This window comes from Streptomyces bambusae, assembly GCF_020532645.1.
GTDB classification, from domain to species: Bacteria; Actinomycetota; Actinomycetes; order Streptomycetales; family Streptomycetaceae; genus Streptomyces; species Streptomyces bambusae.
Genome location: NZ_JAJAUZ010000105.1, coordinates 1 through 18,478 on the forward strand (window position 1 = coordinate 1; position 18,478 = coordinate 18,478).

Consider the following 18,478-nt stretch of genomic DNA (forward strand, 5'->3'; position numbering starts at 1 on the left):
AGCGCTGGCCCGCGTTCGACGCGCCGGTCAGGGCGCCGATCTCGGCCTGCGGGTGGGCCAGCAGCAGGCGCAGCAGCTCACCGCCCGCATACCCGCTCGCCCCGGCCACCGCGACTCGTACCACCATCGGACCCTCCTCCTCGATGGCATGACTATACGTATCGCTGTAGGTTTATGCAAAGCCCGTCCGGGAGGGCCGGAAGGGGGTCGCGTGCCGGAGCCGCAGACCCCGGTCAGGTCAGCGGGTGGCGGACCCAGATGTTCGGCTCGACGTAGACCGCGTAGCCGAGCTCCGGCTCGCAGTGGACCGGGGCGAGGGCGCCGGGGACGGTGACCGGGCCGTGGGTGTCGAAGGGGAGGCCGGTCCACGACCGCCAGTCGTCGAGGCCCGCCGAGACGGTCATGGAGGCGGGCGCCACCTTGGCGATCACGCCGCCGGCCCGGACGTGGACCCGCAGCCAGGCGTCGTACGGCAGGCCGTCCGGGCGGGTGCGGAAGGCGTACTCGTGGATCGAGGTCTCCGGCTCGGCGTGCTTGAGGTTGGGGCGGACCGGGGCGACCACTTCGGTGAAACCGCGGGAGCGGGCGTTGTCGCGCATGGCCGCGAGCATCCGGCCGGACAGTCCGGACCCCTTGCGGCCCTCCGCCACGGTGATCTCGATGGCGCTCACGGTGTCCGGCGCCACCCCGTGCCGCAGGTCGGAGAAGGCCCACAGGAAGATCTGGTCCCAGCCGCGGTCGGGCAGGGCGCCGCGGCCCTCGCGGTGCAGGGCGAACGGCAGGCTGAAGGCGCGGGCCACGACCTCGTCGCCGTCGGTGGCCACGAGCACGTACTCGGGCAGTTCGCTCACGATCCGGCCGTACAGGAGCCAGCCCAGCGGGTCGTGCTGGACGAACTCCGGCCAGCCGTCCTTCATGTCCCACAGCCGCCCGGCCAGCTCGGGCCGCTCGGCGAGGGTGGTGACGTGCAGGGAGTCGGGGGTGCGGGTCGCGTCGTTCATGCCCGCAGGCTAAGCAGTGGATCTTGGTCGGTTCAACATGTTTGGCGCCCGCCACGTGGGGGCGCACCGCCCTGCCGTCAGGGGGCCGGAGGGGTGCACTCCGCCAGTCTCCGGACGGCTTCGGGGAGTTCGGCCGCGCCGGCCACCCCGGCGAAGCTCAGCCGCAGGTGCGGGGCGGGCGGCTCGGCGCCGAAGAACGGGCGGCCGGGCGCCACCGCCACCCCGGCGCGCAGCGCAGCCGCCGCGTACGCCGCCTCGTCGGTGCCGTCGGGCAGCCGGACCCACAGCTGGTAGCCGCCGGCGGGCAGCCGTTCCGGCCGCAGGGCCGGCAGCCGCAGCTCCAGCTCCCGGGCCAGGACGTCGCGCCGGTTGCGCAGCTCGGCGCCCACGGACCGCAGGTGGCGGGGCCAGGCGGGGGCGCCGACCAGCTCCAGCGCGGCCTCCTGGAGCGGCCGCGACACGAAGAAGCTGTCGACCACCTGGATGGCGCGCAGCCGCTCCAGGACCGGCCCGCGGGCGGCGAGGGCGCCCACCCGGAGGCTGGGCGAGGTGACCTTGGTCAGGGTGCGGAGGTGGACGACCACGCCGTCCGGGTCCTCGGCGGCCAGTGGCACGGGCCAGCGCGCGCCGTCCTCGTGGCCGAGGTGGCGGGCGTAGTCGTCCTCGACCACGAAGGCGCCCGCGGCGCGCGCGATGCGCAGCACCTCGGCGCGCCGGGCGGCCGGCAGCACGGCTCCGGTGGGGTTCTGGAAGAGCGGCTGGCAGACGAACACCCGGGCGCCGGTGGCGGCGAAGGCCGCTTCGAGCAGGTCGGTGCGGACCCCTTCGGCGTCGACGGGCACGGGTACGGGGCGCAGCCCGGAGGCGCGGGCGATGTCGAGCAGGCCGGGGTAGGTCGGGGACTCGACGAGGACGGGTGCGCCGGGCGGGGCGGTGGCGCGCAGTGCGGTGGTGAGGGCGCTCTGGCCGCCGGCGGTGACGAGGACTTCGGCGGCCGTGACCGGGCCGCCGATCTCGCGGGCGAACCATTCGCGCAGCTCGGGCAGGCCGTCGAGGGGCGGACGGGTCCAGGCGCCGGGGCGGCGGCCGGCCCGGGCCAGCGCGGCGGCCATGGCCCGCTCGGGCTGGAGGGAGGTGTGCAGGTAGCCGGTGGTGAGGGCGATGACGCCGGGCGGCGGCGCGGCGAGGCAGGCGAGCACTCCGGAGGCGTCCACGGAGCGCGGTACGGCCTCCGGGGCGGGTCCGGCGCTGAGGGCGACCTCCTGCCAGGAGGTGTCCGCGGGCACGGCGGCCGGGACACGCGGCTCGGCGCGGAAGACCCCGGCGCCGGGCCGGGTGACGACCAGGCCCTCGGCGGCGAGCTGGGCGAGGGCCCGGGTGACGGTCACCGGGCTGACCCGGTGGCGCTCGACGAGCGTCCGGCTCGACGGCAGTTTTCCACCGATCGAGTAGCGGTCGAGATCTGCTCGCAGCACACTCGCGAGTTCAGCCACGCTGCTACGCTGGTTCATGAGAGCAGAGAATAGCGCTATCACTCACGGGACGATAGCGGTTCCGATGTCGCAGACCGCTTCTCCGGCCACCGCTCCCCCGGCGGCCGCCGCCGGGCGGACCTCCCCGGTACGGGCCGCTTCCCCGGCCGGCTCCCCCGCGAACGCCGCCGCCCCGGCCGAACCCGCCGCCGGCACCGGCCCGGGAGCCCGCGCCGGCACCCTCTCCGCCGCCCTCGGCGTCCTCGCCTTCTCCACCACCTTCCCCTCGACCGCCTGGGCGCTGGAGGGGTTCGGCCCCTTCTCGCTGGTGTCGGTGCGGGCGCTGATCGCCGCCACCGTCGCGGGGGTCCTGCTCGTCGCCCTCCGCGTGCCGCTGCCGGCCCGCCGGCACTGGGCCGGGCTGGCGGTAGTGGGCGGCGGGGTCGTCGTCGGCTTCCCGCTGCTCACCACGCTCGCCCTGCGGACCTCCAGCACCTCGCACGCGGCCGTCGTGGTCGGTCTGCTGCCGCTGACCACGGCCGCCTTCGCCGCGGTGCGCAACGGCAGCCGGCCCTCGCGCACCTTCTGGGCCGCGGCCCTGACCGGCGCCGCCACCGTGCTCGGCTTCGTGGTGGCGACCGGCGGCGGCGCCTGGTCCGGCGCCGACGGCTACCTGCTGGGCGCCCTGGTCGTCTGCGCCGCCGGGTACGTGGAGGGCGGCCGGCTGGCCCGGGTGATGCCCGGCTGGCAGGTGATGGGCTGGGCCCTCGTGCTGTGCCTGCCGCTCGCGCTGGCCGGGGCCGCGGCGGGACTCTCGTACGAGCCGCTGCACCTGAACCTGCACGCCGTCACCGGAGTGGTGTGGGCGGGGGTGTGCGCCACCTTCCTCGGCGGCTACCTCTGGTACCGCGGGATCGCCGCCATCGGCGCTCCGCGGGCCAGCCAGCTGCAGCTCGCCCAACCGCTGCTCACCCTGGGCTGGTCGGTGGCGCTGCTGGGCGAACAGCCGGGCGCCGCCGCCCCGCTCACCGCCGTCGTGGTCCTCGTCTGCATCGCCGTGACCCAACGCGCCTGAGGCCTGGCCCGCGCGGGCGGACGGACCGGGACCAGTGGACTCATCGGGGTCAATCATGACGAACCGCCGTAAACTGCTGTCACCGGCACACCCCGCAAACCCCGCCGCCGAGGAGGTCCGCAATGCGCGCAACCGAGGGCGACCAGCTGGTGCAGCACGGCAGAGTCGTGGGACAGCACGACAAGGTGGGCGAGATCACCCAGGTGCTCGGCGAAAACGGCACCCCGCCCTACCGCGTCCGGTTCCCCGACGGCCACGAGGCAGTGATGTCCCCGGGCCCCGACTGCGTCGTACGGCACCCCGCCGAGCCCGGCCACTGACCCGCCCGCCCTACCGCCGCGGCGGCACCGCCGTCGCGTAGTGGTCCGCCACCACCCGGGCCATCGCTCCGCCTGGATCCGCGGCCACGTGCTTCGCCGAGAAGAACACGTGCCCGCGGACCTCGGCGTGCCGGGCCGCCAGCGTCAGGTGCCGGGACAGCTCGGCGGGGTCCCGCCAGGCCGCCGTCGGGCTGTCCGGGTCGCTGCGGTAGAGCGCCTCGCCGACGTACAGGTCCACGCCGGTGCCCCGCACGGTCCGCGCCCACCAGGGCACGAGCACCGCGTAGTCGGCGGCCCGGTTGCCGATGTGCCAGTAGACCTGCGGCGTGACGTAGTCGAGCCACCCCTCGCGCACCCAGCGGCGGGTGTCGGCGTGCAGCTCGTCGTACGCGCTCAGGCCCGTCGTGTCCGAGCCCTCCGGGTCGTCGCCCTTGTTCCGCCAGATCCCGAACGGGCTGATCCCGAACCGGGTCCCCGGGCGCACCTGCGCGATCCGCCAGGACATCTCCTCGACCAGCGCGTCCGTGTTGTGCCGGCGCCAGGCGGCCCGGGACTCGAAGGCACCGCCGTACTCGCGGTAGGCGTCCTCGTCGTCGAAGGTCTGTCCGGCCACCGGGTACGGGTAGAAGTAGTCGTCCCAGTGCACCGCGTCCACCGGGTAGCGCTCCACCGCGTCGAGCATCGCGTCCTGCACGAAGGCCCTGACTTCCGGCAGCCCGGGGTTGTAGCAGAGCTTCCCGCCGTAGGCCACGGTCCAGTCGGGGCGGCGGCGGGCCGGGTGCCAGGACACCAGGCGGCTCGGGTCGGTGTGGTTGGCCACCCGGTACGGGTTGAACCACGCGTGGAGTTCGAGGCCGCGGGCGTGCGCCTCGGCCACCGCGGTGCCGAGCGGGTCCCAGCCGGGGTCGCGGCCCTGCACCCCGGTCAGCCACTGCGACCAGGGCTCGAACTCCGAGGGCCACAGCGCGTCCGCGGTCGGACGCACCTGGAGGACCACCGCGTTCAGCCGCCGCTTCACGGCCGTGTCGAGCAGGGCCGTCAGCTCGGCGCGCTGCCGGGCGGCGGACAGGCCGGTCCTGGAGGGCCAGTCCACGTTGAGTACGGAGGCGATCCACATGCCGCGGAACTCCGGACCCCGGCCGCGACGGCCCGTCACCGCCTCCGCCGCCCCGTCCGCGGCGGGTTCCCCGCCGCCCCGCCGGCCGGTCCCGGTGCCGCCCGGCGGCCCGGCGGCCGCCGCCGCGCCCGCTCCCGGCCCGGCTCCGGTGCCCGCCACCGCTCCGGCCACTGCGCCGGCCGCTCCCGCCAGCAGCCCCCTGCGCCCCATGTGCGTCACGTGACACTCCCGTCTCGCTGAGTGACGAAGATCCGTACCGGGACAGCATGCACGCCCCGGCCCCACCGGCCGCGCAGGGTCGGGAGTAACGTCGGGGGGCGTGGCGGGCGCCGGAACGCAGTGACGACAACTCACGAGCACGGGGGACCTGCCGGCAGCTGACCAGGAAAGGCACGAAGTGACTGACCTCCCTACCGACATCACACGCGTCGGCGTAGTGGGCTGTGGCCAGATGGGCGCGGGCATCGCCGAGGTGTGCGCCCGCAGCGGCCTTGAGGTCAAGGTCGCCGAGACCACCGGCGAAGCCCTGGAGATCGGGCGCACCCGGCTGTACAACTCGCTGACCAAGGCCGCCGAACGCGGCAAGATCAGCGAGGAGGAGCGCGACGCGACCCTGGCCCGTCTGTCGTTCACCACCGACCTCGGGGAGTTCGCCGACCGCGACCTCGTCATCGAGGCCGTCGTGGAGAACGAGCAGGTCAAGACCGAGATCTTCCAGGTGCTCGACCAGGTGGTGACCCGGCAGGACGCGATCCTCGCCTCGAACACCTCCTCCATCCCGCTGGTGAAGCTGGCCGTCGCGACCTCGCGGCCGGACCAGGTCATCGGCATCCACTTCTTCAACCCGGCGCCCGTGCAGAAGCTCGTCGAGCTGATCCCCGCCCTGACCACCGGCGACGAGACGGTCAAGCGGGCCGAGGCGCTGGTGCACGACGTGCTCGGCAAGCACGCGATCCGCGCCCAGGACCGCTCCGGCTTCGTGGTGAACGCGCTGCTGGTGCCGTACCTGCTCTCCGCGATCCGGATGTTCGAGTCGGGCATCGCGAGCCGCGAGGACATCGACAACGGAATGGAGTTCGGCTGCGCCCACCCGATGGGCCCGCTGAAGCTGTCCGACCTCATCGGCCTGGACACGATCGTCTCGATCGCCGACTCGATGTACGCCGAGTACAAGGAGCCGCTGTACGCCGCTCCCCCGCTGCTCCAGCGGATGGTCGACGCGGGCCGGCTGGGCCGCAAGACCGGCTCGGGCTTCTACCCGTACGGGTGACCCCGTCCGCACCGCCGCCCGGCCGGGCCGCCCGGGCCGGCAGCGGTGCGGCAGAGGGATGCCGGCCGCCGGAGGGGCGGCCGGAACCTCCCGGCGGGCGCTCCGGCGCCAGGCAGCCCGGCGGCACGCCGTCCGGCGCGTTCAGGTCGGCGACAGCGGCACCCGCAGCGCCGCGTCGATGACCGCGGCGGTCTCCTCGGCACCGGCGCAGCCGCCAGCCAGGAGCTGCGCGCGGACCGTCCGCAGCCGGTCCCGGAGCCGGCGCGACTCCATGCCACGGGCCCGGTCCGCCATCTCGGCGGCCGCGGCCACCGCCCGGTCCGCCTCGCCGCTGCGCAGCTGGATCTCGCAGAGCACCGCGAGCCGGTGCACCCGGCCCCGGTCGTGCGCCGGGGTTCCGACGGCCAGGACCGCCTGCTCGTGCGCGGCGGACAGGTCACCGAGGCCCAGCAGGGCCTCCGCCACCTGCACGTTCACCAGGCCCGGCTGGACGTACCCGGTCTCCTCCGGCTCACTGCCCGGCCGGATCCGCTCCGCGGCCGCCTCGGCCTGCCGGATGCACCCCAACGCGGCTGCCGCGTCCCCGAGTTGCGCGAAGGCCTTGGCCTGCATCGCGTACAGGTCGGCGGCCAGTGCAGGGGTGGCGCCCGGCCCGGCCGCGCGCAGCGCCGTCTCGGCGAACGCCACCGCCTGCCGGAACTCCCGCAGGTGCAGGGACTGGTTGACGATCAGCGCGATCACGTACGCCCCCAGTCCGCGGTCCCCACTGGCCTTCGCCAGCCGCAGCGCCTGGTGGAAGTACTGCTGGGCCAGCCCGTGGGCGTCCGAGTCGTACGCGCAGATGCCCGCCACCGCCACCAGCGAGCCGGCCGCCCGGTGCAGCCGGCGGCCGAGGGCGTCGGGGTAGCTGCCGCGCAGCAGCGGTGCCGCCTCGCCGTCGAGGAACCGTACGATCCGGGCCCGGGTGGCCAGGCCGCCGGCCCGCCGGTACATCAGCTCGTAGTGCAGCCGGGCGGCCCGCAGGACCTCGATGTGCTCGGGGCCCACCCGGACCGGTCCGGCCCGGGACACGTCGGCGTCCTCCGGCGGGTTCTCCCACTCCCAGACCGGAATCACGGCGGGGGTGCCGGTCACCGCGCGCGCCGTGAGCAGTCGGGCGCGCCCCTGGTCGTCGGCCCGCCACAGCGCGGTGGCCCGGTCCACGTAGCCGCCGAGCGGGCAGCCGCGGCTCTCGGCGGGCCGGCCGGGGACGCCGAGGCCGATGTCGTCGAGGCCCAGGCTGCGGCCCAGCCGGCGGGCGAGCACCTCGCAGATCAGGTCCGGCACCTGGCCGCGCGGCCGCTGCCCCTTGAGCCAGCGGTGCACCGCGGTGTGCTCGTAGCGCAGGGCCAGACCGCGGGACCGGCCCGCCTGGTTGACGTGTGCCGCCAGGCCGGCGTGGGACATGCCCGCCTCCGCGAGGAGGGCGTCGAGCAGGGTGTTGGGCTGCATGGGCCGCTCCATGGGCTCGTCGGACTCAGCCTAGTCGGCGGGCAGTTCACACGGGGTGTGAACCGGATACGCGCATAAATGCGCCGCGCACCCTGCCGCGCAGGGGTCCCGGACCGCTTGACTGAAGCGCCTCGCCAAGAGGCAGCCCGGGCCGTCGGCTCCCCCTCGTACAGTGCGACGGCCCGTCCCGCGCCGCCCGTCCTGCTGTCTGCCCGACACTCCATGGCAGGACGGGCGGCGTACCCCGGCCGCCGCCGCGATCGGGCTCCGCTCTCGGGACCTGTCAGGTCCCGTGCGGAGTCGCTGCCCGGCACACCGCCTGCCCGTGCGGCTGTGCGGGCACCCGGCGGCGGTCGTTGCGCACCACCAGCAGGGCGACGTCGTCGGCGAGCCGCCCGCCCGTGTGGCGCAGCAGCGCGGCGTGCACACCGGCCACCAGGCCCGCCGGCGAGACCGTCCCGGCGGCGCCCGCGGCTTCGGTGAGCGCGCCGCGCAGCGGGAAGTACCGGCCCTCCCGGTCCCGGGCGTCCTCCGCCCCGTCGGTGTGCAGGAACAGCACCTCCCCGGGCAGCAGCCGGGCCTGCAGCTGCACGGGCAGTTCGGCGGGCAGCGGGAAGGCGCCCAGCGGTGGCAGCGGGTCGTCCCCGGCGAGGACGTCGGCGTACCCGCCGGGCCCGCCGGGGTACCCGTCCGGCACCCGGCGCAGCCGGTACGGCCAGGGGTGGCCGCAGTTGAGGGCCCGGATCCGGCCGTCGGGGGCGATCTCCAGCAGCAGGACCGTCACGAACTCCTCGGCAACCGGGCTCTCGGGCTCCCCCGCGCAGGCCGCCGGGTGCTCCGACCGGGCGCGGTCCCGCAGGTGGCGCTGGAGCGCCCGTTCCATCCGCCGCAGCACCCCGTCGAGCCGGCGTTCGTCGTACGCCGCCTCCCGGAAGCTGCCGAGCACGGCGGCCGCGGCGCCCAGGGCGGCCAGTCCGTGACCGCGGACGTCGCCGATGACCACGCGCACCCCGTGCGGGCCGGCCACCGCCTCGTACAGGTCGCCGCCGACCGCCGCGCCCCGGCTCGCGGACAGCTGGGCCGCCGCCAGGGCCAGACCTTCCATCCGGGGCGGCAGCGGTCGCAGCAGGACCTGTTGGGCGGCCCCGGCGATCTCCTGGGTGCGGCGCAGCTCGCCGAGCAGCGGCCGGCGCACGTACAGCGCGGTGCCCGCGGCCAGCAGCAGGAAGGCGGCGATGGTGACCAGCCGGGCCGGCAGCGCGTCCGGCGCCGGGGCGCACAGCTGCCAGGAGACCGCCGCCGCGCCCCAGGCCAGGACGGCCGTGCGGCACATCTGGGAGACCTCGCCGGGCGCTGCCCACCGCGCTCTCGTACGGATCATGCCGGCGACCTCCCCGTAAGGCCTGTGCGGTGGGGGCGGCCGGTGACTCTGTGTTCCCCCGCGACCGGATCGATTGTGCCGATCGTCCGGTTCTGCTCAGGGGCCGGGCAGAAGTTCTCACCCGAATGAGTGAGGGGCGCACCCGGTGACCCGGGTACGCCCCTCGATGATCCTCACGGACCGTGGCCGCGGTGCGGCCCGCCCTGTGCTCAGGCGCCGCGCAGCACCGCGCCGGTGCGCTCGGCGGCCAGCGCGACGGCCGCGTCGCGGGCCGCCGTGGACTCCTCGGCCGTCAGCGTGCGGTCGGCGGCACGGAACCGCAGCGCGTACGCCAGCGACTTCTTGCCCTCGCCGACCTGCTCGCCGGTGAAGACGTCGAACAGCCGCAGGGACTCGAGCAGTTCGCCCGCGCCCTTGCGGAGCGCGGCCTCGACCGAGGCGGCCGGGACGGACGCGTCGACGATCAGCGCCACGTCCTGGGTCGCCACCGGGAAGGTGGAGATCCGGGGCGCCTGCAGGGCCGGGCCGCCGGCCGCCGCGAGGCGGTCGAGGTCGAGCTCCATCGCGCTGGTGCGGTCGGGCAGGCCGAGGGCCTTGACCACGCGCGGGTGCAGCTCGCCGGCGTGGCCGATGACCTGCTCCACCCCGTCGAGGGTGACGAGCAGTTCGGCGCACCGGCCCGGGTGCCAGGGGCCGTACTGGCCCTGGCGGACCACCAGCTCGGCGCCGGCCTCGCGGGCCAGCGAGCGGGCGGCCTCGACGGCGTCGGCCCAGTCGGACGGACGGCCCTTGCCCCACCAGCCGGCCTGCTCCCGGGCGCCGGCCAGCACCACCGCGGCGTGCCGCGGCTGGGCGGGCAGTGCCGCGTTCAGCGAGGCCACCTCGTCGGCGGTCGGGCGGCGGTCGACGGGCAGCCGCACCGCGACGCCCGGCTCGGCGCCGGCCTTGAAGACCAGGCCGGTCTCGAAGAGGGCGAGGTCGTGGCTGCCGCGGCTGTCGTTGCGGCGCAGCGACCCGAGCAGGCCCGGCAGCAGGGTGCTGCGCAGCGCCGGCTCCTCGTCGGAGAGCGGGTTGACGAGCTTGACGACCTGGCGCGCGGCGTCGTGCGCGGGCAGCTGGAGCTGGTCGAAGACCTGCTCGCCGAGGAACGGGTAGTTCAGCGCCTCGACGTAGCCGGCGCCGGCCAGCGCGCGGCCGACCCGGCGGTGCAGCTGCTGCCGGCCGGTCAGGCCGCGGCCGGACGGGGGCTGCGGCAGGGTCGAGGGCAGGTTGGCGTAGCCCTCCAGCCGGATGACCTCTTCGGCGAGGTCGTTGGGCTCGCGCAGGTCGGGGCGCCACGAAGGCACGGTGACGACCAGCTCGTCCTGGCCGTAGACGTCGCAGCCGACCTCCTGGAGGCGGCGCACGACGGTCTCGCGGCCGTACGCCACACCGGCCACCTTGTCGGGGTGGTCGGCCGGCATCGCGACGGTGTGCGGGGCCGAGGGGGCGGTCAGCTCGGTGACGCCGGCCTCGGCGGTGCCGCCGGCCAGCAGCACGAGCAGGTCGGCGGTGCGCTGCGCGGCCGCGGCGGCGGCCTGCGGGTCGACGCCGCGCTCGAAGCGGCGCGAGGCCTCCGAGGACAGCTTGTGGCGGCGGGCGGTGCGCGAGATCGACAGGGCGTCGAAGTGCGCGGCCTCGATCACGATGTCGGTGGTGCCCGTGACCACGCCGGTCTCCGGGTCGGTCACCGGGTCGGCGATCTCGGTGTTCTGGCCGCCCATGACACCGGCCAGGCCGATCGGCCCGTTGTTGTCGGTGATCACCAGGTCCTCGGCGTCGAGGGTCCTCTTGACCCCGTCGAGGGTGGTGAACTTCTCGCCCGGCTCGGCCCGGCGGACCCCGATGGGGCCGTCGAGGCGGTTGCGGTCGTAGGCGTGCAGCGGCTGACCGAGCTCCAGCATCACGTAGTTGGTGATGTCGACGGCCAGCGAGATCGGGCGCATGCCCGCCTTCTGGAGGCGGCGCTTGAGCCAGATCGGCGACCGGGCGTCCGGGGAGACCCCGGTCACGGTGCGGGCCGTGAAGCGGTCGCAGCCCTGCGGGTCGTTGATCTGGACCAGGTAGCCGTACGAGTTGGGCGCGGGCACGTCGAGGAGCGCCGGGTCGCGCAGCGGCAGGCCGTACGCGGTGGCGGTCTCGCGGGCCACGCCGCGCAGGGACAGGCAGTAGCCGCGGTCCGGGGTGACGGCGATGTCGAGGACCTCGTCGACGAGCTCCAGGAGCTCGATCGCGTCGGTGCCGGCCTCGTGCTCCGGGGGGAGCACGATGATGCCGCCGGAGCCGTCGTCGCCCATGCCCAGCTCGTCGCCGGAGCAGATCATGCCGTGCGAGGTGCGGCCGTACGTCTTGCGCGCGGCGATCGCGAAGTCGCCGGGCAGGACGGCGCCGGGGAGGACCACGACGACCTTGTCGCCGACGGCGAAGTTCCGGGCGCCGCAGACGATCTCCTGGGGCTCGCCGGTGCCGTTGGCCTGGCCGACGTCGACGGTGCAGAACCGGATCGGCTTGCGGAAGCCCTCCAGCTCCTCGATCGTCAGCACCTGGCCGACGACCAGGGGGCCCTTGAGGCCCGCGCCGAGCTGTTCGACGGTCTCCACTTCGAGACCGGCATCGATGAGCTTGGCCTGTACGTCACGACCGGTCTCGCCCGCAGGCAGGTCGACGTATTCCCGCAGCCAAGAAAGCGGGACCCGCATCAGATCTCCATCCCGAACGGCCGGGTGAACCGGACGTCACCCTCGACCATGTCTCGCATGTCTTCCACGTTGTGGCGGAACATCAGCATCCGCTCGATGCCGAACCCGAACGCGAACCCGCTGTACTTCTCGGGGTCCACACCGCAGGCGGTCAGCACCTTGGGGTTGACCATGCCGCAGCCGCCGAGCTCGATCCAGCCCTCGCTGGAGCAGGTGCGGCACGGGCGGTCGGGGTTGCCCACCGACTCGCCGCGGCACACGTAGCACTGCATGTCCATCTCGGCGGACGGCTCGGTGAACGGGAAGAAGTTCGGGCGCAGCCGCGTGGTCATGTCCGCGCCGAAGAGCGCCTGCACCATGTGGTCCAGCGTGCCCTTCAGGTCGGCCATGGTCAGGCCCTCGTCGACGGCAAGCAGCTCGATCTGGTGGAAGACCGGGGTGTGCGTCGCGTCCAGCTCGTCGGTGCGGAAGACCCGGCCCGGGCAGACGACGTAGACGGGCGGCTCGCGGTCGAGCAGCGTGCGGGCCTGCACCGGCGAGGTGTGGGTGCGCAGGACGACGCCGGACTCGTCTCCTTCGGTGCCCTTGGGGCCCTGGACGAAGAAGGTGTCCTGCATCTGGCGCGCCGGGTGGTCGGGCGTGAAGTTGAGGGCGTCGAAGTTGAACCACTCCGCCTCGACCTCGGGGCCCTCGGCGACCTCGTACCCCATGGCCACGAAGATGTCCGCGATGCGGTCCATCAGCGTGGTCAGGGGGTGCCGGGCGCCGGCGGGCACGCGGTCGTACGGCAGCGTGACGTCCACCGCCTCCTCGACCAGGACGCGCTCGTCGCGGTCCGCCTCGAGCTCCGCGAGGCGCTGTGCGTACGCCTTGTTCACGGCGCCGCGGGCCTGGCCGACGCGCTTGCCGGCCTCGGCCTTCGCCTGCGGCGGCAGGGCGCCGATCTCGCGGTTCGCGAGCGACAGCGGCGAGGTGCCGCCGGCGTGGGCGGTCTTCGCGTGCGCCAGTGCGTCGAGGTCGCCGGCGGCCGCGAAGGCGGCGAGCGCCTCGTCCCGCATGCGCTCGATCTCTTCCGGTTTCAGTGCCTCGACCTCGACAGGGTCGTACGACTTGTTCGGTGCCGACATCTCTTCCCGTACTTCCGATGGGCTGGCTGGAGGTCCCCGCTCGACACAAGGACACAAAGGTGCCAAAGGACGAGTCTAAAGGTCGCTGGGGGTGAAGGGGCCCGTGGGCCGCCTGACGAGACGCTCGCGGGGTTACTGCGCGAGGTAGGCCGGCGCTGCCACGGGCAGGGTAAATCGGAACTCTGCGCCGCCGCCGGGGCCGCGGCCGACCGTGATGCCGCCGCCGTGCGCTTCCACGATGCCCTTGACGATGTACAGGCCCAGGCCGGTGCCGCCGCGCTTGCTGCCCCGCCAGAAGCGGGTGAAGACGCGGCCCATCGACTCTTCGGGGATGCCGGGGCCTTCGTCGGTCACGGTGACGGCGGTTCCCTTCTCGTGGGGGGCTACCTCGATGGTGACGGTTCCCTCGCCGTGCCGCACCGCATTTTCGAGCAGGTTGCCGAGCACCTGGTCGATCTTGTCGGGGTCGGCCCACAGGTCGGGCAGCGGGCGTCCGATGCGGACCAGGAAGCGCTCGGGGGCCTGGCCGTTGGCGGTGAGGGCCTGCACGTGCCGGCCGACGGCGGTGGCGATGTCCACGGGCTGGCGGCGCAGCTCCAGGCGGCCGGAGTCGATCCGGGAGATGTCGAGCAGCTCGGCGATCAGCCGGGTGACCCGGTTGGCGTCGGCGTCGACGGTCTCCAGCATGAGCCGCTTCTGGTCGTCGGTGAACCGCTCCCACTTGGCCAGCAGGGTGGCGGTGAAGCCCTTCACGGAGGTCAGCGGGGAGCGCAGCTCGTGGGCGACGGTGGCGATCAGCTCGGCGTGGCTGCGTTCGGTGCGGCGCCGGGCCTCGGTGCCGCGCAGGGTGACGACCAGGCTGCGCAGCGGGCCGGTGGGGTGCTCGCGGACGTACCGCGCGGAGACCAGGACCTCGCGGCCGCCGGGCAGCAGCAGGTTGCGCTCGGGCTGGCCGCGGCGGGTGGCGAGGCCGCCGTACGGGTCGGTGAGGGGCCACCAGCGGCGGCCTTCGAGGTCTTCCAGCGGCAGGGCGCTCTCGATGCGGGCGCCGAGGGCCGCGCGCGGGTCGACGGCGGTGATGCGGGCGGCGGCCCGGTTGAAGCAGACGACGCGGCCGGCGTGGTCGGCCACGACGAGGCCGTCCGGGAGGTCGTCCGGGTCCAGCCCGAAGGCGGGGGCGTCACCGGCCGGCGGGAGGCGGTCCGGGACGGGGTGCGGCTGCCGGGGCACGGGGCCGGGCACCGCCGCCCCGTGCACGTGCGGCGAGCTGTTCGTACCGACGGTCATGTCCCCGTACCCCACATCTCCGAGTGCGCCGTGGGCCCCGGGCCGCCACATTACTAGCTGGGGGTGACGGAGCGGCACCCTCCGGACGCCCGCTGTGCACGCGCGGAGGCGTACAGGCACACGGCGGCGGCCGTGGCGAGGTTCAGGCTCTCGGCCTTGCCGTGGATCGGGACCCGGACCACGGCGTCGGCGAGGGCGCGGGTCTCCTCGGGCAGGCCCCAGGCCTCGTTGCCGAAGACCCAGGCGGTGGGGCCGCCCATGGTGCCGGCGTCGAGCTCGGCGTCGAGGTCGTCGGCGCCGGCGCCGTCCGCGGCCAGGATCCGCACCCCGGCGGCCCGCAGGCCCGCGACGGCCTGCTCGACGGGGACGCCGACGGCCACCGGCAGGTGGAAGAGGGAGCCGACGGAGGCGCGGACGGACTTCGGGTTGTACAGGTCGACGGAGGCGTCGGTGAGGACGACCGCGTCGGCGCCGGCGGCGTCGGCGCAGCGCAGCACGGTGCCGGCGTTCCCGGGGTCGCGGACGTGTGCGAGGACGGCGACGAGCCGGGGCTGCGCCTTGAGGATGTCCTCGAAGGGCGAGTCGAGGAAGTGGCAGACGCCGACGAGGCCCTGCGGGGTGACGGTCTGGGAGACCTCGGCGAGCACCTCGTCGGAGGCGTGGTGGACGCGGGCCCCGGCGGCGCGGGCGGCCTCGACGATGTCGGCGTACCGCTCGGCGGCCTCGGCGGTCGCGAACAGCTCGATCAGGGTCGGTCCGGCCTCGCCGCGGTGCGCGACGGCCTCGCGGACGGCCTGCGGCCCCTCGGCGATGAACCGGCGCTCCTTGGTACGGAAGTTGCGCCGCGCGAGTCGGCGGGCGGCGGCCACCCGGGGGGACCGCGGGGAGATCGGCTCGGCGGGGGTTGCCATGGGAGGTCGGCTCTCTTCCGTACGTGCGAAGGGGGTCGTTCAAACGCACCGGACCCGCAGGCGCGGGGCCTGCGGGTCCGGGCTCATGCCGATGAGGCGCTGGGCGGTGAGGCTCCGAGCGGCCTCGGCGAAGGGGGCCTGGATCAGGCGGCGGCCTTCGGGGCGTTGACGTCGGCCGGGAGGGCCTTCTGCGCGACCTCGACGAGGGCGGCGAACGCGTTGCCGTCGTTCACGGCCAGCTCGGCCAGCATCTTGCGGTCCACCTCGATGTTGGCGGCCTTCAGACCCTGGATGAGGCGGTTGTACGTCATGCCGTTCTGGCGGGCAGCGGCGTTGATGCGCTGGATCCACAGCTGACGGAAGTCGCCCTTGCGCTTCTTGCGGTCGTTGTAGTTGTAGACCAGCGAGTGGGTGACCTGCTCCTTGGCCTTGCGGTACAGGCGCGAACGCTGACCGCGGTAGCCGGAGGCGGCCTCGAGGATCGCCCGGCGCTTCTTGTGGGCGTTTACTGCCCGCTTGACGCGTGCCACTTTTTAACTCCTTGTAGCGGGGCCGTGGGTGTCGTCACACGGCCCGAATTCGATGGGGTCCCGGTCTCGACGTCCCGCTCCCGAGGGGGAGCGGAAGAACGTCACTTGCCGAGAAGCTTCTTGATCTTCGCGGCGTCGCCCGGGGCCATCTCGGCGTTGCCGGTGAGGCGACGCGTCAGCTTGGACGACTTGTGCTCAAGCAGGTGGCGCTTGCCGGCACGCTCGCGGAGCACCTTGCCGGAGCCGGTGATCTTGAAGCGCTTCTTGGAACCGCTGTGCGTCTTGTTCTTCGGCATGGCGCCGTTGTCTCCTCGTCGGTGGCGCTCCCACCGGCCCTTGCGGACCGGCGCCGGGAGCGTCAGTTGTGTCGATTGATCCGGGGCGGGCTGCTCCGGGATCAGGCCTCGGCGGATTCCTCGGCTGCGGGGGCCTCGGCGGCCGCCTCAGCTGCGGGGGCCTCGTCGGCGACGTCCTGGGACGCCTCCGCGGAGTGGCCCTGGCGCTCGGCCTTGCGGGCGGCCTGCGCCTCGCGGGCTTCGGCCATCGCCTCGGTCTTCTTCTTGTGCGGACCGAGGACCATGATCATGTTGCGGCCGTCCTGCTTCGGGTTCGACTCGACGAAACCGAGGTCCTGGACGTCCTCCGCCAGACGCTGCAGCAGTCGGTAGCCGAGCTCCGGCCGGGACTGCTCGCGACCACGGAACATGATCGTGATCTTGACCTTGTCACCCTGCTTGAGGAACCGGACGACGTGACCCTTCTTGGTGTCGTAGTCGTGCGGGTCGATCTTCGGCCGGAGCTTCATTTCCTTGATGACCGTGTGCGCCTGGTTCTTGCGCGCCTCACGGGCCTTCATGGCCGACTCGTACTTGAACTTGCCGTAGTCCATGAGCTTGCAGACCGGGGGACGCGCCGAAGCGGCGACCTCGACCAGGTCCAGGTCGTATTCCTGGGCAAGCTCCAGCGCCTTGGCGAGCGGAACAATCCCGACCTGCTCGCCGCTGGGACCGACAAGTCGCACCTCGGGAACGCGAATCCGGTCGTTGATGCGGGGCTCGGTGCTGATGGATCCTCCTCGGTTGCACCAACGGCTGCCTGGAGGACAGCCGCGTGACGTCTGTGTCATCAAGACCAACCGCACCGGGAAACAAAAAATGCCCCGGAACGGACACAGGCGGGGGGCTCCATGAAACCGGAGCACCGCCGCGTGAAACCATGCGGGGCGCACATCAGCAGCGTTCCATCGTCCGTACGGAACGATGGATGCCACCTGACCGGTGACCCGCCGTCCGTGAGGTCGGTCGGGTGGGAGTACGGAGCCTCCACTTGTGGGCCGGGGACATACGTCTCCGGCCGGTCGTCACACAAGGTTAGCAGCCCCGGGGGTGGGGCGCGAACCGGGTCCGTTCCGCTGCGGGAGCGGACCCGCGTCGTCCGGGTGGGCCGCACGGCTTATCGTGGGAGCCATGACTGACGCGACGCCCCCCACCACCCCCGACTACGACACCCTGACCCGCGACATCGCGGAGGTGCCCGCCGTCGAGGTGATCACCACGGTGGCCGTCCACCTGCTGAGCGCCGCCGCGGTCAACCTGGGCCTGGACAAGCCGGACTCCGAGCACAAGGACCTCGACGAGGCCCGCAAGCTGATCACGGCCCTGGCCGGCCTGGTCACCGCGAGCGCCACCGAGATCAGCTCCTTCCACGCGGCCCCGCTGCGCGACGGCCTGAAGTCCCTCCAGCTGGCCTTCCGCGAGGCGTCGATCGTCCCGGACGAGCCGGGCCAGGGCCCGGGCGAGAAGTTCACGGGCCCGGTCTACGCCTGACCGCACCCGCCGTTCCCCTTCGCCGTGCCGGGGCCGGCACCCGGACCACGTGTCCGGGTGCCGGCCCCGCGGCGTTGCGGGGCCGCGTCCGTCAGCGGGTGAAGAGCGGGGGCCCGGGGGGCGCCGGGGCGGTGGCCGGGAGCAGGGCCAGGTCGAGGCCGTGGACGAGCCGGGCCCGGAGGGTTTCGTCGGCGGCGAGGGACTCGGCCACCCGCCGGGCCGCGGCCGGGGCGTCGGTTCCGTCGGCGAGGACGATCACCAGGACGCCGTCCGCGGCCGGGCCGCGCGGTGCGAGGTGGGCCCGCAGCACGGCCGGCTCGGCGGCGACGGCGGCCCGTACCGCCTCGGTGACGGCGGGGTCGGCGAGCGGGTCGGCGGTGGTGCGGCCCTCGGCGAGGGCGCGGAGCGCGGCCCCGGTCAGCTGGTAGGTGACCGGCCCGGCCATGTCGAGGACGACGGTGTCGGCCCGCTCGTGGGCGGCGGCCTGCAGGGCCTGGTGGAGGGGTACGGCCACCGGGCGGGCCGCGGGGTCCCACCGCGCCAGCGATGCGGTCGAGGTGAACGCCGGCAGCGCGCGCCGGTCGCCGGCCCGCAGGGTGGGGACGGCCATGTCGCTGGTCTTCTCCCGGCGCAGCCCGGTCTCCGGGTCCTCCTCGACCTCGCCGAGCACGGCGACGACCGGCACCAGCAGGCGGGCGCCGGCGAGCGCCGCGAGGACTTCCGGTTCGGCGGATCTGTCCTCGGCCCAGGCGGCCAGGGCCGCGCTCAGCCGTGGGTCGGCGGTGCCGTCGTCGTCGGAGAAACCGGGGTCGGGAATGTTCTTCAGGGCCACAATCACCCGACCCTATCCCCTGCCCGGCGCCCGCCCCGTCCGGCGTCCGGCCCCCGGCGGCGGCGCGCGAGGAGCAGGCCCGCGGCCAGCAGCACCGCCC

Annotated in this window: 17 protein-coding genes and 1 pseudogene; 4 read left to right on the top strand and 14 right to left on the bottom strand. The window is 74.3% G+C overall.

What is annotated here, in order from left to right:
* The 3 genes and pseudogenes from LG634_RS36445 to LG634_RS36455 all read right to left on the bottom strand — a co-directional run.
* A pseudogene (locus LG634_RS36445) lies at window positions 1-127 on the bottom strand (N-acetyl-gamma-glutamyl-phosphate reductase); the annotation flags it as partial.
* Window positions 128-233: 106 nt separating this feature from the next.
* Complete coding sequence (locus LG634_RS36450) at window positions 234-1,001, bottom strand: N-acetyltransferase (protein WP_226740703.1); 768 nt, start codon at window positions 999-1,001, stop codon at window positions 234-236.
* A 77-nt stretch (window positions 1,002-1,078) separates the two neighbouring features.
* A complete protein-coding gene (locus LG634_RS36455) occupies window positions 1,079-2,512 on the bottom strand; it encodes an aminotransferase-like domain-containing protein (protein ID WP_226740705.1) in 1,434 nt (477 codons plus the stop codon).
* Between LG634_RS36455 and LG634_RS36460 the strand changes: the two genes are divergently transcribed.
* Window positions 2,511-3,548, top strand: coding sequence for a DMT family transporter (locus LG634_RS36460; RefSeq protein ID WP_226740706.1), 1,038 nt, complete (start codon window positions 2,511-2,513; stop codon window positions 3,546-3,548). The two genes, LG634_RS36455 and LG634_RS36460, sit on opposite strands and share 2 nt — an antisense overlap.
* 122 nt (window positions 3,549-3,670) lie before the next feature.
* On the top strand, window positions 3,671-3,868 hold the full coding sequence (locus tag LG634_RS36465) for a DUF1918 domain-containing protein (protein WP_226740707.1): 198 nt from the start codon (window positions 3,671-3,673) through the stop codon (window positions 3,866-3,868).
* A 10-nt stretch (window positions 3,869-3,878) separates the two neighbouring features.
* Here LG634_RS36465 and LG634_RS36470 read toward each other — a convergent pair whose 3' ends face one another.
* A complete protein-coding gene (locus tag LG634_RS36470; RefSeq protein WP_226740725.1) occupies window positions 3,879-5,195 on the bottom strand; it encodes a glycoside hydrolase family 10-like protein in 1,317 nt (438 codons plus the stop codon).
* A 187-nt stretch (window positions 5,196-5,382) separates the two neighbouring features.
* Here LG634_RS36470 and LG634_RS36475 point away from each other — a divergent pair, with 187 nt between their 5' ends.
* Window positions 5,383-6,255 (top strand): 3-hydroxybutyryl-CoA dehydrogenase, encoded by an 873-nt coding sequence (locus LG634_RS36475; protein ID WP_226740709.1) that lies wholly within the window; start codon window positions 5,383-5,385, stop codon window positions 6,253-6,255.
* A 141-nt stretch (window positions 6,256-6,396) separates the two neighbouring features.
* On the opposite strand, the gene LG634_RS36480 is transcribed toward LG634_RS36475, so the two are convergent.
* From LG634_RS36480 to infC, 9 genes are all read right to left on the bottom strand, one after another.
* Window positions 6,397-7,746 carry an NsdA family TPR-like regulatory protein gene (locus tag LG634_RS36480; RefSeq protein ID WP_226740710.1) on the bottom strand — a complete coding sequence of 450 codons (1,350 nt, stop codon included), beginning with the start codon at window positions 7,744-7,746 and terminating at the stop codon, window positions 6,397-6,399.
* Between the two features lie 283 nt (window positions 7,747-8,029).
* Entirely contained in the window at window positions 8,030-9,127 is a 1,098-nt protein-coding gene (locus LG634_RS36485; RefSeq protein WP_226740711.1) for a PP2C family protein-serine/threonine phosphatase, read from the bottom strand.
* A gap of 209 nt (window positions 9,128-9,336) precedes the next feature.
* On the bottom strand, window positions 9,337-11,865 hold the full coding sequence (pheT, locus tag LG634_RS36490; protein ID WP_226740713.1) for a phenylalanine--tRNA ligase subunit beta: 2,529 nt from the start codon (window positions 11,863-11,865) through the stop codon (window positions 9,337-9,339).
* Window positions 11,865-12,992 (bottom strand): phenylalanine--tRNA ligase subunit alpha, encoded by a 1,128-nt coding sequence (pheS, locus tag LG634_RS36495; RefSeq protein ID WP_226740715.1) that lies wholly within the window; start codon window positions 12,990-12,992, stop codon window positions 11,865-11,867. The genes pheT and pheS overlap by 1 nt, the downstream gene beginning before the upstream one ends.
* Window positions 12,993-13,124: 132 nt before the next feature.
* The gene (locus tag LG634_RS36500; RefSeq protein ID WP_226740716.1) at window positions 13,125-14,279 is read right to left on the bottom strand and encodes a sensor histidine kinase; all 1,155 of its coding nucleotides are present in this window, start codon (window positions 14,277-14,279) and stop codon (window positions 13,125-13,127) included.
* A gap of 53 nt (window positions 14,280-14,332) precedes the next feature.
* Window positions 14,333-15,190, bottom strand: a complete 858-nt coding sequence (locus LG634_RS36505; protein WP_226740718.1) for a TrmH family RNA methyltransferase — start codon at window positions 15,188-15,190, stop codon at window positions 14,333-14,335.
* A gap of 143 nt (window positions 15,191-15,333) precedes the next feature.
* Complete coding sequence (rplT, locus tag LG634_RS36510; protein ID WP_226740720.1) at window positions 15,334-15,720, bottom strand: 50S ribosomal protein L20; 387 nt, start codon at window positions 15,718-15,720, stop codon at window positions 15,334-15,336.
* A gap of 101 nt (window positions 15,721-15,821) precedes the next feature.
* Window positions 15,822-16,016 carry a 50S ribosomal protein L35 gene (gene rpmI, locus LG634_RS36515; RefSeq protein ID WP_030192941.1) on the bottom strand — a complete coding sequence of 65 codons (195 nt, stop codon included), beginning with the start codon at window positions 16,014-16,016 and terminating at the stop codon, window positions 15,822-15,824.
* Between the two features lie 101 nt (window positions 16,017-16,117).
* Window positions 16,118-16,846, bottom strand: coding sequence for a translation initiation factor IF-3 (gene infC / locus LG634_RS36520; protein ID WP_226740722.1), 729 nt, complete (start codon window positions 16,844-16,846; stop codon window positions 16,118-16,120).
* Between the two features lie 340 nt (window positions 16,847-17,186).
* Between infC and LG634_RS36525 the strand changes: the two genes are divergently transcribed.
* On the top strand, window positions 17,187-17,546 hold the full coding sequence (locus LG634_RS36525; RefSeq protein WP_226740723.1) for a DUF1844 domain-containing protein: 360 nt from the start codon (window positions 17,187-17,189) through the stop codon (window positions 17,544-17,546).
* A gap of 91 nt (window positions 17,547-17,637) precedes the next feature.
* On the opposite strand, the gene LG634_RS36530 is transcribed toward LG634_RS36525, so the two are convergent.
* On the bottom strand, window positions 17,638-18,378 hold the full coding sequence (locus LG634_RS36530) for an SseB family protein (protein ID WP_226740726.1): 741 nt from the start codon (window positions 18,376-18,378) through the stop codon (window positions 17,638-17,640).
* Window positions 18,379-18,478: the final 100 nt, after the last annotated feature.

What these genes read in the sequence shown, in the direction of transcription:
- LG634_RS36470 (WP_226740725.1), bottom strand. Translation starts at nt 5,195, where the DNA reads ATGGGGCGCAGGGGGCTGCTGGCGGGAGCGGCCGGCGCAGTGGCCGGA.
- LG634_RS36455 (WP_226740705.1), bottom strand. Translation starts at nt 2,512, where the DNA reads ATGAACCAGCGTAGCAGCGTGGCTGAACTCGCGAGTGTGCTGCGAGCA.
- LG634_RS36450 (WP_226740703.1), bottom strand. Translation starts at nt 1,001, where the DNA reads ATGAACGACGCGACCCGCACCCCCGACTCCCTGCACGTCACCACCCTC.
- pheT (WP_226740713.1), bottom strand. Translation starts at nt 11,865, where the DNA reads ATGCGGGTCCCGCTTTCTTGGCTGCGGGAATACGTCGACCTGCCTGCG.
- LG634_RS36500 (WP_226740716.1), bottom strand. Translation starts at nt 14,279, where the DNA reads ATGACCGTCGGTACGAACAGCTCGCCGCACGTGCACGGGGCGGCGGTG.
- LG634_RS36480 (WP_226740710.1), bottom strand. Translation starts at nt 7,746, where the DNA reads ATGCAGCCCAACACCCTGCTCGACGCCCTCCTCGCGGAGGCGGGCATG.
- LG634_RS36460 (WP_226740706.1), top strand. Translation starts at nt 2,511, where the DNA reads ATGAGAGCAGAGAATAGCGCTATCACTCACGGGACGATAGCGGTTCCG.
- pheS (WP_226740715.1), bottom strand. Translation starts at nt 12,992, where the DNA reads ATGTCGGCACCGAACAAGTCGTACGACCCTGTCGAGGTCGAGGCACTG.
- LG634_RS36525 (WP_226740723.1), top strand. Translation starts at nt 17,187, where the DNA reads ATGACTGACGCGACGCCCCCCACCACCCCCGACTACGACACCCTGACC.
- LG634_RS36465 (WP_226740707.1), top strand. Translation starts at nt 3,671, where the DNA reads ATGCGCGCAACCGAGGGCGACCAGCTGGTGCAGCACGGCAGAGTCGTG.
- rpmI (WP_030192941.1), bottom strand. Translation starts at nt 16,016, where the DNA reads ATGCCGAAGAACAAGACGCACAGCGGTTCCAAGAAGCGCTTCAAGATC.
- LG634_RS36505 (WP_226740718.1), bottom strand. Translation starts at nt 15,190, where the DNA reads ATGGCAACCCCCGCCGAGCCGATCTCCCCGCGGTCCCCCCGGGTGGCC.
- infC (WP_226740722.1), bottom strand. Translation starts at nt 16,846, where the DNA reads ATGACACAGACGTCACGCGGCTGTCCTCCAGGCAGCCGTTGGTGCAAC.
- LG634_RS36485 (WP_226740711.1), bottom strand. Translation starts at nt 9,127, where the DNA reads ATGATCCGTACGAGAGCGCGGTGGGCAGCGCCCGGCGAGGTCTCCCAG.